The 16,927-nt window shown below is 70.0% G+C and carries 14 protein-coding genes; 1 reads left to right on the top strand and 13 read right to left on the bottom strand.

The window, feature by feature from the left end:
* Window positions 1-29: 29 nt before the first annotated feature.
* Window positions 30-1,751 (top strand): long-chain-fatty-acid--CoA ligase, encoded by a 1,722-nt coding sequence (locus F8O04_RS13075; RefSeq protein ID WP_158029847.1) that lies wholly within the window; start codon window positions 30-32, stop codon window positions 1,749-1,751.
* 30 nt (window positions 1,752-1,781) lie between these two features.
* Here F8O04_RS13075 and F8O04_RS13070 read toward each other — a convergent pair whose 3' ends face one another.
* From F8O04_RS13070 to gatC, 13 genes are all read right to left on the bottom strand, one after another.
* Entirely contained in the window at window positions 1,782-2,951 is a 1,170-nt protein-coding gene (locus tag F8O04_RS13070; protein WP_158029846.1) for a hypothetical protein, read from the bottom strand.
* 122 nt (window positions 2,952-3,073) lie between these two features.
* Window positions 3,074-4,183: a zinc-binding dehydrogenase gene (locus F8O04_RS13065; RefSeq protein WP_158029845.1), complete on the bottom strand. Its 1,110-nt coding sequence runs from the start codon at window positions 4,181-4,183 to the stop codon at window positions 3,074-3,076.
* A gap of 70 nt (window positions 4,184-4,253) precedes the next feature.
* Window positions 4,254-5,141 (bottom strand): AraC-like ligand-binding domain-containing protein, encoded by an 888-nt coding sequence (locus F8O04_RS13060; protein WP_188726510.1) that lies wholly within the window; start codon window positions 5,139-5,141, stop codon window positions 4,254-4,256.
* A 271-nt stretch (window positions 5,142-5,412) separates the two neighbouring features.
* On the bottom strand, window positions 5,413-6,504 hold the full coding sequence (locus F8O04_RS13055) for a zinc-binding dehydrogenase (RefSeq protein ID WP_158029843.1): 1,092 nt from the start codon (window positions 6,502-6,504) through the stop codon (window positions 5,413-5,415).
* A complete protein-coding gene (locus F8O04_RS13050; protein WP_158029842.1) occupies window positions 6,504-7,064 on the bottom strand; it encodes a hypothetical protein in 561 nt (186 codons plus the stop codon). The genes F8O04_RS13055 and F8O04_RS13050 overlap by 1 nt, the downstream gene beginning before the upstream one ends.
* A gap of 65 nt (window positions 7,065-7,129) precedes the next feature.
* Entirely contained in the window at window positions 7,130-8,179 is a 1,050-nt protein-coding gene (locus tag F8O04_RS13045; RefSeq protein WP_158029841.1) for an ABC transporter permease, read from the bottom strand.
* Window positions 8,176-9,201, bottom strand: coding sequence for an ABC transporter permease (locus F8O04_RS13040; protein ID WP_188726511.1), 1,026 nt, complete (start codon window positions 9,199-9,201; stop codon window positions 8,176-8,178). The genes F8O04_RS13045 and F8O04_RS13040 overlap by 4 nt, the downstream gene beginning before the upstream one ends.
* A complete protein-coding gene (locus F8O04_RS13035; RefSeq protein ID WP_188726512.1) occupies window positions 9,185-10,777 on the bottom strand; it encodes a sugar ABC transporter ATP-binding protein in 1,593 nt (530 codons plus the stop codon). The genes F8O04_RS13040 and F8O04_RS13035 overlap by 17 nt, the downstream gene beginning before the upstream one ends.
* Before the next feature lie 2 nt (window positions 10,778-10,779).
* Window positions 10,780-12,069, bottom strand: a complete 1,290-nt coding sequence (locus tag F8O04_RS13030; RefSeq protein WP_158029838.1) for a substrate-binding domain-containing protein — start codon at window positions 12,067-12,069, stop codon at window positions 10,780-10,782.
* A gap of 355 nt (window positions 12,070-12,424) precedes the next feature.
* Window positions 12,425-13,213 (bottom strand): IclR family transcriptional regulator, encoded by a 789-nt coding sequence (locus F8O04_RS13025; RefSeq protein WP_158029837.1) that lies wholly within the window; start codon window positions 13,211-13,213, stop codon window positions 12,425-12,427.
* A 187-nt stretch (window positions 13,214-13,400) separates the two neighbouring features.
* Window positions 13,401-14,912, bottom strand: a complete 1,512-nt coding sequence (gene gatB, locus F8O04_RS13020) for an Asp-tRNA(Asn)/Glu-tRNA(Gln) amidotransferase subunit GatB (protein ID WP_158029836.1) — start codon at window positions 14,910-14,912, stop codon at window positions 13,401-13,403.
* Window positions 14,909-16,483, bottom strand: coding sequence for an Asp-tRNA(Asn)/Glu-tRNA(Gln) amidotransferase subunit GatA (gatA, locus tag F8O04_RS13015; RefSeq protein ID WP_158029835.1), 1,575 nt, complete (start codon window positions 16,481-16,483; stop codon window positions 14,909-14,911). The genes gatB and gatA overlap by 4 nt, the downstream gene beginning before the upstream one ends.
* Window positions 16,483-16,782: an Asp-tRNA(Asn)/Glu-tRNA(Gln) amidotransferase subunit GatC gene (gatC, locus tag F8O04_RS13010; protein ID WP_158029834.1), complete on the bottom strand. Its 300-nt coding sequence runs from the start codon at window positions 16,780-16,782 to the stop codon at window positions 16,483-16,485. Before gatC ends, gatA begins: the two co-directional genes overlap by 1 nt.
* Window positions 16,783-16,927 lie beyond the last annotated feature (145 nt).

The raw sequence follows: 16,927 nt of genomic DNA, 5'->3' as shown, positions 1-16,927 counted from the left end.
CACACCACCGCGCCCGTAGACTGCTGCGCATGCAACTGAACGAGTCGCGCGCCTGGAATCGGTTCTACGCCCCCGGCACCCCGAAGGACATCGACGTCCCGAACGGCTCGCTCGCCGACCTGCTCGATGAGGCGGCCGCGGCGTACCGCGCTCGTGACGCGCTCGTGTTCTTCGGCGCCGTGACGTCGTACGGGAAACTGCGGGAGCAGGTCATGCGCGCCGCGGCCGGGCTTCGCGCGCGCGGCATCCGGAAGGGCGACCGTGTCGCCCTCGTCATGCCGAACGCCCCGCAGCATGTCATCGCCTTCTACGCGGTGCTCCGCCTCGGTGCCATCGTCGTCGAGCACAACCCGCTCTACACGCGTGACGAGCTGCGCGCGCAGTTCCAGGACCACCGCGCCGAGGTCGTCATCGCCTGGGACAAGGCCGCCCCGACCGTGCAGTCCATCGCCAGCGAGGTCGGCATCCGCGAAGTGATCTCGGTCGATGTCACCACCGCGATGCCGCTCAAGCTGCGACTCGCGCTGCGACTGCCCATCGAGAAGGCGCGCGAGTCGCGGGCCAAGCTCTCGGCCGAGGCACCGGGCACGACCCCCTTCCGCTCACTGCTTACCGCCGGCACCCTCGACGAGCGCACGCCCGGCCCCGACGCCGACGACATCGCCTGCCTGCAGTACACATCCGGCACGACGGGCACCCCGAAGGGCGCCATGATCACGCACCGCAACCTGTGGTCGAACGCGCGACAGGGCGCCGCGTGGATGCCCGACTTCCGTCGCGGCGAAGAGACGATCTACGGCGTGCTGCCGATGTTTCACGCCTTCGGCGTGCTGCTCAGCGTCATCTACTCGCTCTCGGTCGGGGCCCGTACCGTGCTCTTCCCAACCTTCGACCCGGACCTCGTGGTGGATGCCGCCAAACGGCATCCGGCGACGTTCATTCCTGCGGTCCCGCCCATGTACGACCGCCTCGCGCGCGTCGCACGCGACGGGCGGCTCGATCTCACGACCGTGACGTACGCCATCTCGGGCGCGATGACGCTGAACGACGCCGTCGTCGACCGGTGGGAGACCGTCGCGGGAGGCCGACTCGTCGAGGGCTTCGGCCTCACCGAGTGCAGCCCCGTCGCGCTCGGCAACCCGTTCACGCCCCAGCGGAAGACCGGCACGATCGGCATTCCGTTCCCCTCGACCGACATCAGGGTCGTCGACTCGAACGAGCCCGACCGTGACGTCGAGCTTGGCGAGACGGGCGAGCTGTTGATCCGCGGGCCGCAGGTCTTCTCGGGGTATTGGAACCGTCCCGACGAGACCGCGCAGACCCTGCTTGCGGGCGGCTGGTTGCGTACGGGCGACCTCGTGCAGCAGGACGAGGACGGCTTCGTGACGGTGGTCGACCGGAAGAAGGAACTCATCATCACCGGCGGGCTCAACGTCTCGCCGAGCGAGGTCGAGCGGGTCGTCGCCGAGGTTCCCGGCGTCGCCGAGGTCGCGGTCGTCGGCATCAAGCGCGGCGGCGGGGCCGAGGTCGTCACGGCGGTGATCGTGCTCGACGACGGCGCCACGTTCGACGAGCGGACGGCTCGCGAACACGCCCGAGAGCACCTCGCCGAGTACAAGGTCCCCCGCGCCTATCTCGTGTGGGACGCGCTGCCGAAGTCGCTCATCGGCAAGGTGCTGCGCAAGAAGGTGCGCGACGCCCTGCAGGCCGATCCCAAGGCGACGAGCGCGCCCGAGCCGTCCTCCACGTAAGGCGATGGTGGTCGGCGACCGCCTCCGCCCTCACGCCGGCCGGTACGAGTCGCCGTCGTCGCCGAGCAGCAGCAGCCCCTTGCGGATCGACTGTCGCAGCGATGCCCGCAGGTTGGCCGGCACTCGCCACCCCATGCGCTCGTAGTCCGCCCGGACGGCGTCGAGCGTCGCGGACGTTCCCGCGAGCTCGTGCGACTGCACGATGACGAGGTTGCGCTGGTCGTTGTTGCGGGGCGGATCTGCCGCCGCGAGGTCGCCAAGGGTGGGCGCGCCAGTGGTGCGACCGCGACGGCGACGGATGCTCGACGGCGCCCCGGCGTCCCGGCGCGCGTCGTCGGCAGCGGGGACATCCGCCGACGGGCCGTCCGCCGTCGGGCCGTCCGCCGAGGACGAATCGGCGACGGCGTGCACCGGGGACACCCCGGAGCGCCCGCGGTGCACGCTCGCACGCGCCCGCTTCGGTGCCGCGGCCGAGCGGTCGAGGCCGTCCGCCTCGCGCACTGGCCCTCGCGATGCGGCTGCGGCCGGGGTCTCGAACGAGCGCCTGCGAGGGCCGGTGACGATGTCGCGGACGAGGTCGCCGTCGCCCGCCTCCGCGCCACTCTCGCCTCCGTCTGCGTCGACGTCTTCGGCCCCGAGCATCCGGTCGTGCACATCGATGAGGCCGAGGTCCTTCGCCGTTGCGCCGAACTCGATGACGGCCGTCACGTACGAGTCGAACACCGCACGGCGGACCTCGGGTCGGTGGCGCTCCACCAGCCGCACGAGCCCCTCGATCTCGGTCGTCAGCCGGCGGAAGTCGACGGTGCCGTCGTCATCGTCGACGCGATCGTGATCGTGCGCCGCATCGGCACGGCCGCTCGTCGCGGCCGGATGCTCACTGTCCGCCTCCGACGCCGCGTCTTTCGTGTCCTTGTCCTTCTTCCGGCCCTTGCCCTTCTTGCCGGCCTTCCCTTTCGCCTTGGCGGGCTTCTCGGGCGAATCGTCCGTTCCGCCCTTGCCCTTCCCCGGCGCCTTCGCGTCTGCGTCTCCGCCGGCCGCCGCTGCGGCCTCGAGCGCCTGCGCCTCGACGAGGTCGATGATCGCCCGACTCTCGGCGGCGATGGCCTCGCGCGCCGCGTCGCGAGCGGCTTTTCGCATCGACGTCCTGGTCGCCACCGCACCGTCGGTCGGCGCGGCCTTGTCACGCTTCTTGCCCACGAGCGGCCCCTTTCGTCGCGGCGAGCTTAGTTGCCGCCGCCCGGCGCGCCGGCACGCCACACGGGTCGCCGACAGCCGGGCGTACGAAGGCCTGGCCGCGCTCCGCCCGGCCTCCGCTGCCCCTAGGGGAACGTGACGACGGTGCGGCCCGTGTGGTCGCGCATCGTCGCGTAGGCGTCGTTGACCTCGTCGAGCCGGATCGTGCGCGAGACGAATTTGTCGAGCCGGAATCGGCCCTGCCGGTAGAGATCGACGAAGTACGGAATGTCGCGCAGGAAGTTCGCCGAACCGTTGAAGATCGGCCGAATTCGCACCTGATTCCACACGGCCGGCGCATCGATTCCGATCTCGAGGGTCGCGCCCGGCTTCGTGAGACCGACGATTCCGAGCTCACCGGCGCGCCCGACCGATTCGTAGGCCTGCTTGGTGACCTCGGGGCGGCCGACGAAGTCGAATACGTAATCGGCGCCGCCGAGGAGGTCCCGGATCGCGGCGACCGGGTCGGTCTCGGCCGAGTTCACGGTGTCGGTCGCCCCGAGCTCGACGGCCGAAGCGAGCTTGTCGGTCGTGACGTCGACGGCGACGATGCGGCTCGCACCGGCGATGACCGCGGCCTGCACGGCGGCGAGCCCCAGCCCGCCGCAGCCGAACACCGCGACGGTCGCGCCTTCAGGCACCTTGGACGCGTTGAGCACGGCGCCGGCGCCCGCGAGGATGCCGCAGCCGAGAATGCATGCGATCTCGTGGTCGATGGGCTGTTCGATGCGCACAAGGTTGTTCTCGTGCACGAGCATGCGCTCGGCGAAGCCGCCGAGCTCGACGACCGGCGTGACGGGTGCCCCGTCGCGGGTGACGCGCGGTGCCTCACCCTCGGCCCTGCGGACGAATTCGGGGCGCTCGCACATGTTGATGTCATCCCGCAGGCACGGCCCGCACGAGCCGCAGTGGGATTGCAGGGAGGCGACGACGTGATCGCCGACCGAGAAGCCGGATGTGTCGGGCCCGACGGCCGCGACGACGCCCGAGACCTCGTGGCCGAGGATCGCCGGCAGCGGGAATCCTCCGAGGTCGCTCGCGGTGCGGTCGCTCTGGCACAGACCGCTCGCCTTGACGTCGACGAGCACTTCGCGGCCGATCGGGTCGTCCACCTGGATCTCGGCGACGTGGAACGGTCCGCCGACTTCTTCGAGCAGCAGCGCTTTCACCATGGGTTCGTCCTCTTCTTCGGGCATACGTGGCCCGATCGTTGTTCGAATCGAGAATGCGGGCAGCACGACAAAGATGCTGCGGCGCGAATCGTGTCTAGGCCGCGGCCTCGAGCTGATCGCGGAACGCCCGCGGGCTCCGGCCGTACTGCGCCTTGAATGCACGGCTGAAATGCGACGGCTCGACGAATCCCCATTTCGTCGCGATGGATGCCACCGATTCGCCCGCGAGATATGGGTCGCCGAGGTCCCGCCGGCACATTTCAAGGCGCCGTTCCCGGATCCACGCCGTGACCGTGGTCCGCTCCCGCTGAAACAGCGCCTGCAAATGCCTCGTCGACACGAAGTGGGCGGCGGCGATGGTGCCGAGCGAGAGCTCGGGATCGTGCAACCGCTCGTCGATGAACTCGCAGACCCGCGCCATGAGCGGGCTGCGCCTGGCAGCGGGCTCATCGAGCTCGAGGCCGTCGAACAGCATCGTCGCGACGAGGTCGACGACGTGCTGCCCCAGCCGATGCCCGGCAGCCCCGGTGAAGCTCTCGAGGTTGTCGACGAGCGACGCCAGGAACGCCGAGACGATTGGAGCCACACCGTGGTCGCCGCCGAAGCGCGTCGCCGTCACCTCACTGGCGGTCGAAGGCGGGATCGTGACGAGCGCACGCGGGAACATGAGCACGGCGGTGCGCGCACCCTCGGACATGACGAGCGTGTACGGGCGCGTCGTGTCGCAGACGGCGAGGTCGCCGCCGCGCAGCACGGCTTCGCGACCGTCCTGCAGCACGGTGCAGATGCCGTGGAGCATGACACAGACCTTGTAGTACTCGCCGGTGGGCGAGGCCTGGATGTGCGCGTCGGTGCGCTGCACGACATGATCGGACGCGGCGATGTCGAAACACCACACATCGGCGTGGCCGGCGGCTCGAAAACGGCAACGGAATGTTGGTTGCCGCGAGAATACGACGAGCGGGACGAATGCGTCCGCCATCACCCGATTGTATTCTTCGAGGCTCCCGAACTCGTATTCCCTTATCGGCGTCGAGCCGATCTCATGCACGCACACTGTGTCCTCGGTTTCTCCACTCTCGGCTTCGCAACATTGCCTGCGAAAGCGGTCATGAAGAAGGTAGGCGCCCCGAATAGCCTCCGCTCGCGCGAATCCCATCCCGTGAGACCGACCCCGCGGCTGCGCAACGATCCCCGAGACGGCGGGAACCGCTCCCGCGCCCGAAAGACCCGCCACGATCACTCCTCCGCGCTCAGAACGAGGTGACGACCGCGCGCGCGACCGACCCGCCCGCGAGGCGCGCGTAAGCGTCGCCGATCTCGTCGAGCGAGATACGCTCCGACACCAGCGCGTCGAGCTCGAACCGACCCTGCCGGTACAGGTCGGCGTACATGGGAATGTCGACGAGCGGGTTCGTCGACCCCATCGAGACACCGAGGATGTGGCGCTGCGGCAGGATGACGTCCGCGAAGATGTCGAGGTCGAGCACGGTCCCGGGTTTCTGCACCCCGATGAGGAGTGCCGTGCCGCCGACCTTCAGCATGCGAACCGCCTGCTCGGCGGTGGGCTGCAGGCCGATGACCTCGAAGGAGTAGTCGACGCCCCCGCCGGTCAGCGCGCGCACGGCCTCGACGGGGTCGCCCTCGCCTGCGGCCACGACGTCTGTCGCGCCGAAGCTGCGCGCCATCTCGAGCTTGGCCGGCTGCAGGTCGACGGCGATCACGCGGGTCGCCCCCGCGAGTCTCGCGCCCTGGATGGTGTTGAGGCCGACGCCGCCGCAGCCGATCACCGCGACCGTGTCGCCCGGCCTGATGCCGGCCGTGTTGATGGCGGCTCCCGCCCCGGTCACGACGCCGCAGCCGAGGAGGCACGCCACGTCGAACGGGATGTCCTCGCCGATCGGCACCGCGAGGCTCTCGTGGATGAGCACCCGCTCGGCGAAGCCCCCGACGCCCATGAACTGCGAGATCGCCTCGCCGTCGCGTGCGACGCGGGGAGCGTCATCGACGCCGCGCTCCAGCGGTTCGGCCTGCAGGCACCGATACGGCTTCCCGCTGCGGCACTGTACGCACGACGCGCATCCAGACACCATGCAGACGACGATGCGGTCACCGACCTTGACGGTGTGAGCATCCGGCCCGACCTCGGCCACGATGCCGGCGACCTCATGACCGAGCAGCACGGGCATGGGAAACCCCATGCCCGCCTCGGCGACAGAGATGTCGCTGTGGCACAGGCCGCTGGCCTTGACCTCGACGACGATCTCCCGCCCAGCGGGAGCGGCGAGTTCGACGTCCTCGAGGTGGAAGCCGCCACCCGGGGTACTGACGACGGCGGCGCGCATTACGCCGGGCTCCCGACGAGCAACTCGCTGTTCGGGTCGTCGACGCCGACGAACGGTGTCGCCGGACCCACGAGGAAGAAGAAGCCGACCTCGCCCTTGCCCTCGTCGGCGCGGCCGGTGCAGAGGAACAGACGGTCGTTGACCTTGCGGACCTCGTCGAGGAACCCGATCGAACCCGCGGCGTTGTCGAAGTCGCTGTACTTCAGCAGCAGCGACGGCTTGCCGTCGAAGGGTGAGTCGCCGAAGGCGATGCCGTAGCGGTCGCGGCGAGCCACCTCGCGGTCGTCGTTGACGACGCGGTTGTAGCCGGATGCTCCATCGCCTTCGGTGCCGGGGAACGCCTTGCCGAGCCAGAACCAGCCGCCGCCGCCCAGCACGCGCCCGAGCGCCGCGGCGAACGACGCCTCCGTGCGGCCCAGGTAGTCGACACCGGCGTACTCGCCGACGAGTTCGCCGGGCTCGGGGGGCTGGAGCTCGCCGAAGAGCTCGAGGAGCGCCTCCGGCGTCATTGCGGCGAGGTGCGAGACCTGCCAGTTCTCGATGGGGTCGATGCTGGGCATGGTGATTCCTTTCGTGTTGGAGCAGCGGCGCGTTCGTTGCGCCGCCCGGGTCTTCGACGCGGCGCCTAGACGCGGTCGCTGAGCTTTCGTCCCCTGCCGTAGATGACCATCGCGACGAGGATGATGAGGCCCGAGAGGATCTGCTGGTCGCCCTCCCCGAGCCCGTGGCCGATGAGGACGGTCGTGATGACGGTGAGCATGACGGCGCCGATGACAGTTCGCGTGTAGTCGCCTGGACCGCCGAGCGCCGTGCCTCCGATGATGACGGCCGCGAGGCTCTGAAAGAGATACGGGCCGCCGATCGACGTATTGACCGTGCCGGAGAAGGCCGCGAGCGCGATGCCCGCGAGCGCCGCGAGCATGGCGCTGAGCGCGAAGACGACGACCCAGATGCGTCGCACCTTTACGAGCGAGTACTGGGCGGCGCGGGCGTTGGCGCCCGTCACGAGCAGCCGCCGGCCGGCGGTCGTTCGGTGGATGAACACGGCCATCACGACGATCGCGAGTGCCCAGATCACGAGGATTGGCGGGATCGGCAGGCCGAAGGTCGTCGACTGCAGCGAGGTCAGCGCCATGAGCCACTCGGGGGCGCCGCCCGCGATCATCCCCTCGGTCTGCACCTGCACGAGCCCGAGCGCGAACGTGCCCATCGCGAGGGTGACGACGAGGGGCTCGACCTCGAACCGGTGGCAGACCCACCCGACGAGTCCGCCGAGGATGAGGGTCGTGGGGATGAGCACGAGCACCGCGACGCCGAACGGCATGTTGAACGTCACCGTGAGCTGGGTCACGACGACGGCGCCGACCACGAGGAAGTTGGCGACCGACATGTCGATGCCGCCGACCAGGATCACGAGCGTCTGCCCGAGCCCCGCGAGCGCGACGAGCGCCGAGAGGATCAGGACGGTCTTGACGCTGTTCGGCGACGCGAAGCCGTTGAGCGTGGCGGCCCCGAACACGAAGGCGGCGATCGTGATGAACAGCTGTGCGACGGGGAACCTCGACTGCAGCCGACCGAGCCGCGAGAGCAGGCCGTCGCGGTCGCCTGGTGCGGTCGGGGCGGTGCCCGTCTCGATTCCGGGCGAGGTACCGGGGGCGGATGCCGTGGTCGTCATGCCTGCTTCTCCTTCACGGGCGCGCTGATGATGGCGCTGCTGATGACGGCGAAGAGCAGCAGGGCACCGAAGACGAGATTCAGCCACACCTGCGAGACGCCGAAGATGGTGAGCATGTTCTGCACGAGGTAGATGACGGCGGCACCGGCGATGGCCCCGATCATGCCGCCGCGACCGCCCGCGAGCGTGATGCCGCCGAGCGCAATCGCCGTGATGGCGCCGATGATGTATGAGCTCGACGCGCTCGCGTCGACGGAGCTCACGAGCGCCGTGAGGGCGAGGCCGCCGATCGACGCGATGATGCCGCCGACCACGTACGACAGGATGCGCATGATCGGCACATTGATCCCGGCCGAGAAGGACGTGGCGTCACTGCCTCCGACGGCGTAGAGGTTCCGGCCGAACGCGGTGCGCATGAGCAGCAGCCACAGTAGGAGCGGCAGGCCGATCGTCAGCAGGCCACCGGGAATGATCCACACCGACGACGCGAGGTCCATGGCCCAGCCATCGAAGAGGATGACCGGTCGCGGGGCGAGGCGCAGGTTGATGCCGGTGATGATGAACATCGTCGCGAGGGTCACCACGATCGCCGGCAGCCGAAGCAGCACGACGATGACCCCGTTGAGGCCGCCGACGATGCCGCCGAGCACGGCGAGAATCACGATCGCCTCGTAGCCGCCGAGGCCCGCCGGTGTGAGGTAGCCGACGAAGAGGATCGACGTGAGCGTCATTTGCGCGCTGATGGAGAGGTCGATGCCGCCGCCGATGACGGATGCGGCGGTCGCCATCGCGGCGAGCGCGAGCGGCGCGAACGAAGCGAGCTGCGATATGGGGCTCAAGTTCGGCTGCATGATGAAGCTGATCGCGAGCATCACCACGGCGAGCGCGATCGCGAACGCCGCCGGATAGCGGCGAAGCCACGCGCGCAGACGGGTCGCGGGCGGCAGGGACGCGGGCGATGGGGCCGCGAGCACGGCCGTGGCGGATGCTGCTGGAGCGCTCGCATTATTCAGCCGCGTCATGGTCGGCCTCCTTTCGGAAGAAGCTCGACACGAGGGCCTCGCGCGTGAGCTCATCGCGGTGCAGTTCGCTCGAGCACTCGAACTCGCTGAACACGAGCACCCGATCCATGAGCTCGATGTGCTCGTCGACCTCGGTCGAGAGCATGACCACGGCGAGGCCCTCGGCGGTCAGCTCGGCGAGCAGGCGGTACAGGTCCCGTTTCGCGTTGATGTCGATGCCCCGGGTGGGATCGTTCAGGAGCAGCACGCGCGGCTCGGTCGCGAGCCAGCGTGCGATGATCACCTTCTGCTGGTTGCCGCCGCTGAGCGTCGATATCGCGTCGGACGTGCGGCCGAGCTTGATGCGCAGCGCGTCGATGTAGTGCGCGAACCGCTTCGCCGTGCGCTCGGGGCGGATGAAGCCGCCCGGAGCATCCCTGCCGATGGTTGGGACGACGAAGTTGTCGAGAATCGACATCCACTCGAAGAGCGACTCGCCGCGCCGCTCGCGCGGCACGTAGGCGATGCGCTGCGCGTGGGCGGCGTCGTGGCTCGAGATGACGGTCTCGCGCTCACCGTCGACGCGCACGACGCGCCCGGAGGCAGCCGGGAACCCCGCGAGCGCCTTGATGAAGGCGTCCTGGCCCTGCCCCTCGAGCCCCGCCAGACCGACGAGTTCGCCGGCCTGGATCTCGAGGTCGATCGGGGCGCGGCCGGGTGCCAGCACGACGCCGTCGATGCGCAGTAGGACGGGTGCGTCAACCGCCCGCTCCCGTTGCTCGGCATGGGACGAGGTGGGCGCGAGCTGGCCGGCGCCCGTCATGAGCTCGACGAGCTGTTGCGTCGTCCAGTCGTCGCCGTCGACTGTGCCGACGGTGACGCCCGATCGCAGCACCGTGATGCGGTCGCCGATCTCTTCGATTTCGTCCATGCGATGCGTGATGAGCACGATGCCGACGCCTTCCCTCCGAATCCGCCGCACCGTGTTGAACAGCCTCGTGCGGCTGTCGAAGTCGAGGGCGGAGGTGGCCTCGTCGAGGATTAGGATGCGCGGGTTCCGGAGCAGAGCGCGAGCGATGCTGCACACCTGGCGGTCGCTGAGCGAGAGGTCTTCGACCAGGGCGTCGAGCGCGGGCGGCGTCTCGAGCAGTTCGGCGAGCACCTCTGAGGCACGGTCGATCTTCTCGCTGCGCGGCACCTTGGCGGTGAAGAGACCGTCCGACCCGAGCCAGAGGTTCTCGAGCACGGTGCGCGAGCCGACGCTCAGCACCTCCTGGAAGACCGTCACGATACCGGCCGACTGCGATACGCGCGGCGTGGCGAAGCGCTGGTGCGTCTCGCCGCCGATCGTGATCGCGCCCTCGTTCGGCGTGTGCACCCCGCTGAGGATCTTCACGAGCGTCGACTTGCCGGAGCCGTTCTCGCCCACGAGGGCGTGGATCTCGCCGGCGCGGATCTCGATCGATGCGTCGCGGAGCGCGACGGTCGGGCCGAAGCGTTTTCCAAGGCCCTCGACGCGCAGCACCACCCCGTCGTCCTCGCTGCCGCCGGTGCCGGATGCTGTGGACCTGCCGGCCGGTGTCGTGACGGTCGCCATGCCTACTGCCCCGAGTTGGCGAAGTAGCCGTCGAGGTACTCGTCGGGCAACAGGGTGCCGACGGTCTGTGTCTCGGCGCTGCTCGTCGTGGTCTCGCCGGGAACGATGTACTCGTCCACGTTCTCCTCCGTGATGAACTGCACCTGCAGCGCGATCTGGTTGACGGCAGGCTGCTCGCCCTTCATCGTGCGCAGCGCGACCTCCCACAGTGCGTCGGCGAACTGGGCGCCGGTCCCCACGACGGCGAGGCCCTCGTAGCCCTCGTCGCGCTTCTGGTCCCACCATGCGAGCGAGGCGGCGGTCGGCAGGTTGTCGACGATGAGGGGCATGTCGTCACGGCCGGCGTCCTCGAAGCCGGCGAACACGCCGGCACCCATCGAGGCGACCTGGTAAACGAGGTCGATCTGCTCGGGGTGCGAGGCGAGGAAGCTGACCATGGCGGACTTCGCGCCGGGATCGTTGAAGTTCCCGGCGGGAGTGCCGACGATGTCGATGTCCTCGCACAGCGAGAGGGTCTGCTCGGCGGCCTCGACCGAGGCGACGCTCACCGACATGCCCTCGGTGCCCTGCACGATGACCGCGTTGCCCGATTCGCCGATCATCTCGGCGCCCTTTGCGACGGCCTGCGCGACGCCGTCGAAAGCGTTCGGGGTGATGTTGATGGCGTACGGCGAGGCGACGTAGCCGGTGAAGGTGACGGTCGGGATACCCTGTTCGCCCGCCGAATTGACGGCGCCCACGAGCGCCTCACCCGAGAGGGGCTGGGCGATGATGATGTCGGCCCCCTTGTTGACGAGCTGCTCGAAGGCGCGCACCTGATCGGCGGCGGTGACCTCGCCGCCCGTGCCGCCGGGCGTCTCGACGATGAGCGCATCGACCTCGCCCTCGGCCTGCGACTCGGCGAACTTCGCGTTCAGCTCGGCCGCGAGTGCCGCGGCGACGGGGCTGCCGCTGTCCTGCTGCAGGTAGCCGACAGTGATGGGGCCTTCCGCGACCTTCGATTCGAGGTCGGACCACGCGCTGGCCTCGACGAGGTCGGGCCACCCGTTGAACGCGGTCTTGATGTCGTCGGACAGGCCGTCGATGAGCCCATCGGGGTCGTTCGGGGCAAGCTGCGGCACGTCGCCGCACTGACCCTCGAGGGTGGGCGCATCGGCATTCGCGCCGCCGCCGGCGCTCGAGGTGCCGCCGCCGCCGCAGGCGGAGAGCACGAGGAGGGCGGGCAGGGCGACAAGCGGGAGGAACCTCGTGCGCCAGCGGCCCGGCGTCGGAACGACAGTGTTCTCGGTCATTGAATGGTCCGTTCTCTCAGCGCACGTCATCTGCGGCGTGCGTCGACGACGGACTCGCGGCGCGCGCTGAGCCGGCAGGTCAGGGGCCTGACGATCGTCTTCGGCTCGGCGGCGGCGCCGCGGCACTTCGGCTTCGTTCCGAAGTTGCCGCGGCTGGGGTCCGTCGCAGGCCAAGCTAGTCACCGGCCTCCGCGCCGTCGGTACCATCCCGGTGCGCGTGCGGATGCGGTCAACCACCGTTCGCGTGGCGACCAGGTGGGTATCGCGGTGTGGTCAGCCGCCTGCGCAGACGGCGCGGGCCGGCACGGTGGATGCGCCGGACGGGCGCGTGCCCGAATGTCGGGGCATCACCAGCTCACCGGGAGAGGGGACGCGCGAGGTCCTTCGCGATCGCGAGGGCCGTCATCTTCAGCAGGGGAACGAGCCGGTGCTCGTCCCATCGTTCGCGGGCCGCGACGATGCCCATCGACGAATCGGGGAAGGCGTCGCCCGAAGGGATCGGCACCGCGACGGCGGCGCGCTCGTCGTCGAGCATGGTCGCATGGCCGAGGTTGCGCGCGGCGGCGATCTGGCGGCGCAGGTCGGCCGCCGACTCGTCGCGGCCGGCGCCGATCCCGCGGGTCGCGCGGGCGATATACCGCTCGAGCCATTCGTCCGACTGCACCGAGACAAGCGCGTGGCCGAGGGAGGTCGAGGAGAGCGGAGAGCGCTTGCCCTCGCGTTCGTCGACAGGCACCGAACGCGGGCCGCGCAACTGGCCGACGGTGAGCGCCTCGGCCAGCTCGGGCGCATCGGTCGACATGACCGTGAGGAACACGTTCTCGCCACAGGCGTCGTAGAGGCGCGTCAAATGCACCTGGGCGGCCTGCCGCAAGCGGAGGTGGATGTGCGAGACGTGCCCGAGCTCCCACACGAGCGAGCCGATCGCGTAGCGCCCGTTCCCCGATCGTGTCAGCAGACCCAGATTCACGAGATCGGCCGTCATGCGGTGGACGGTCGAGCGCGGCAGCTCAGAACGCTCGACGAGCTGCCTCGCGGTCAGCGTGTCGGTGTCGGCGTCGAAACAGCGCAGCAACTGGACGGCCCGCAGCAACACACCGGGCACGCCTCGATGCGCGTCGACGTCGGGGGAATCATCGAGCATCCGAGCAGGCTACCGCGGGAGCCCGGGCCCCGGCTCGCCTCAGCGGGCTGTCGCACGCAACACCCCGGGGGCCGACCCTCCCGAGGGACCATACGAGCGGGCACGGTCGCTGACGACGGTGCGTGAGCGTCCTGTCCCTCGAGACCGCGCGCGCGGACGACCGGGGCCGCCGCTGGTTGCGCGCCGGCTACTGCGCGGCCCGCTCCAGGATGAGCTCGCGCACGCGCGCCGCGTCGGCCTGCCCCTTCATCGCCTTCATGACGGCGCCGATGATGGCGCCGGCGGCCTGCACCTTGCCGTCCTTGATCTTGGCGAGCACGTCGGGCTGGGCGGCGAGGGCCTCGTCGATGGCGGCGACGAGCGCGCCGTCGTCGGACACGACAGCGAGACCACGGGCATCCACGACCTCGGCCGGCGTGCCCTCACCCGCGATGACCCCCTCGAGCACCTGGCGGGCGAGGCGGTCGTTGACGGTGCCCGCGGCGATGAGCGCCTCGAGGTCGGCGACCTGCTGCGGGGTCGCGAGCGACGTGAGGGCCACCTGGCGCTCGTTCGCGATACGGGACAGCTCGCCCATCCACCATTTCCGCGCGCCGGCGGCCGGGGCCCCGGCCGCGATCGTCTCGGCCACGACCTCGAGCAGGTCGGAGTTCACGATGTCCTGGAACTCCTGGGGGCCGAAGCCCCATTCCTCGCGCAGGCGGCGACGCTTCTCGACCGGCGCCTCGGGCAGCTCGGCGCGCAGTCGCTCGACGAGCGCCCGGTCGGGCCGCAGCGGCATGAGGTCGGGCTCCGGGAAGTACCGGTAGTCGTCGGCATCGGACTTGACGCGGCCGGCCGAGGTGCGGCCAGTGTCCTCGTGCCAGTGGCGCGTCTCCTGCGTGATCGTCCCGCCCGCCGCCAAGAGCGCGGCCTGTCGCTGGATCTCGTAGCGAACGGCGCGCTCGATCGAGCGGAACGAGTTGACGTTCTTGGTCTCCGTCCGCGTGCCGAGCTTCTGCTCGCCGCGCGGCCGAAGCGAGACGTTCGCGTCACAGCGGAGATTGCCGCGCTCCATCCGGGCATACGAGATGCCGAGCGAGCGCACGATGTCGCGGATCGTCGCGACGTAGGCGGCCGCGAGCTCGGGCGTGCGCGCCTCACCGCCGAAGATGGGACGTGTGACGATCTCAACGAGGGGCACGCCCGCGCGGTTGTAGTCGACGAGCGAAGCGTCGGCACCCTGGATGCGACCGGTCGAGCCGCCGACGTGCGTCAGTTTGCCGGCGTCCTCCTCCATGTGCGCCCGCTCGATCTCGACATTGAAGACCGTGCCGTCCTCGAGCTGGACCTCGACCCGGCCGTCGTGGGCGATGGGGTCGTCATACTGCGAGATCTGGTAGTTCTTCGGGTTGTCGGGGTAGAAGTAGTTCTTGCGCGCGAAGCCCGAGACCTCGGCGATCTCGCAGCCGAGGGCGAGGCCGAGCGAGATCGAGTACAGCACGGCCTGTTCATTGACGACGGGCAGCGTGCCCGGCAGGCCGAGGTCGACGGGACCGATGGCCGTGTTGGGCGCTTCGCCCTCGAGGTTGCCCGACATGTTCGGGGCCGGCGAGAACATCTTGGTCTGGGTCGAGAGTTCGACGTGCACCTCGAGGCCGATGACGGGCTCGTACCGTTCGAGGGCCTCATCGAAGTCCATCAGGTCTGCCTTGCTCATGCCGAAGCCTCCGTCTGCTGCTCGGTCGAGAGATGCCCTGCCGCGGCAGCGTCGGCACGGAGCTCGGGCGCCTGCGCGTGGAACGGGCCGCCCCAGGTCGCCTCGAGCGCGCCTTCGAGTGCTGCCGCCACGGTGTACAGCCGGGCGTCCTCGCGCACCCCGGCCATGAACTGCATGCCGACGGGCAGACCGTCCGAGAGGCCGGCGGGCACCGAGATGCCGGGCACGCCCGCGAGGTTCGCGGGAATCGTCGTGATGTCGGCGACGTACATCGAGGTGGGGTCGTCGGTGCGTTCGCCGATCCGGAATGCGACGGTCGGCGACGTTGGCGCCGCCAACACGTCGACCTTCCCGAGCGCATCGCCGAAGTCCCGCTGCACCAGGGTGCGCACCTTCTGCGCGGAACCGTAGTAGGCGTCGTAGTAGCCGGTGCTCAATGCGTAGGTGCCGAGCAGGATGCGGCGCTTCGCTTCGTCGCCGAACCCCTGTGCGCGCGTGGCCGCCATGACGCGCTCGACGTTGCCGCCGGCCTCGACGCGCAGGCCGTAGCGCACCGAGTCGTAGCGGGCGAGGTTGCTCGACGCCTCGGCGGGCATGATCAGGTAGTAGGCCGCGACCGCGTATTCGAAGTGTGGCGTGTCGATGGGCACGACGACGGCACCGCGCTGGGTGAGCAGCTCGATCGACTCGTTGAAGCGCTCGAGCACGCCGGCCTCGAAGCCGGAGCCCTCGGTGATCTCGCGGGGGACGCCGATGCGAAGCCCGTCGACGGCGCCGTCCTCGCGACCGGAACGCGCAGCATCCGCGAACGACGGCCACTCGCCGACGATCGACGTCGCGTCGCGGGGGTCGTGACCGCCGATGACGTCGTGCAGTAGGGCCGCGTCGAGCACGGTGCGAGCGGCGGGACCGATCTGGTCGAGCGACGAGGCGAGCGCCAGGGCGCCGTATCGGCTCACGCCGCCGTAGGTCGGCTTGACGCCGACGGTGCCGGTGAGCGCCGCGGGCTGGCGGATCGAGCCACCGGTGTCGGTGCCGAGCGCGAAGGGCGCCTCGTAGGCGGCGACGGCGGCCGCGGAACCGCCTCCTGAGCCGCCGGGCACGCGGTCGAGGTCCCACGGGTTCCGCGTCGGGCCGTAGGCCGAGTGCTCGGTCGATGAGCCCATGGCGAACTCGTCGAGGTTCGTCTTGCCCAGTATGACGAGGTCGGCGGCGCGGAGACGCTCCACCACGGTCGCGTCGTACGGCGGCACCCAGCCTTCCAGGATGCGCGAGCCGGCCGTCGTGACCTGCCCCTTCGTCGCGATGTTGTCCTTGACGGCGATGGGGACACCGGCGAGGGCGCCGAGCCGTTCGCCCGCCGCGCGGCGACGGTCGACGTCCGCCGCGGTCGCGAGGACGGCGTCGGCGTCCACGTCGAGGAACGCGTGGAGGTCGCCATCGACTGCGGCGATACGGTCCAGGTGCGCCCGGGTCGCCTCGACCGAGGTGATGGCGCCGGTGGCGAGTTGATCGGCGAGGTCTGCGGCGCTCAGGCGGGTGAGGTCGGTGTTGGTCGTGTCGCCGGCCATCACTGTTCCTCCCCCAGGATCGAGGTGACGCGGAACTGACCGCCGTCGCTGTCGGGCGCGCCGGCGAGCGCGGCCTCGCGGTCGAGCGGGGGCTCGGCGACGTCGGGACGCATGACGTTATGCATCACCACCGGATGGCTCGTGGTCGGCACCGACGGGGTGGCGACCTGCTGCACCCGCGCGATGAGGTGCTGGATCTCGACGAGCTGAGTGGTCATGTCGTCGACCTCGGCGGGCGTCAGGTCGATTCGTGCGAGCTCGGCGAGGTGCTCGACCTCGGCGGCGGTGATGTCAGCCATGCGACTCCGTGATTGTGGGTGGACCGCACAAGTCTACTGAGGCGAAGCGGCTCACTCGTGCCGGTCGTGCCCCAGCAGGAGCGTCCGGCGCCGGCGGCGCAAATGGCGACGAGGGCGGCAAAGCCGGCGCACGCGGCCTGGGTGG

It is taken from the genome of Pseudoclavibacter endophyticus, assembly GCF_008831085.1.
In the GTDB taxonomy this organism is placed as follows: domain Bacteria; phylum Actinomycetota; class Actinomycetes; order Actinomycetales; family Microbacteriaceae; genus Pseudoclavibacter; species Pseudoclavibacter endophyticus.
The sequence above is the reverse complement of the archived record's forward strand: the minus strand, read 5'-3'. Positions and strand labels throughout refer to the sequence as shown.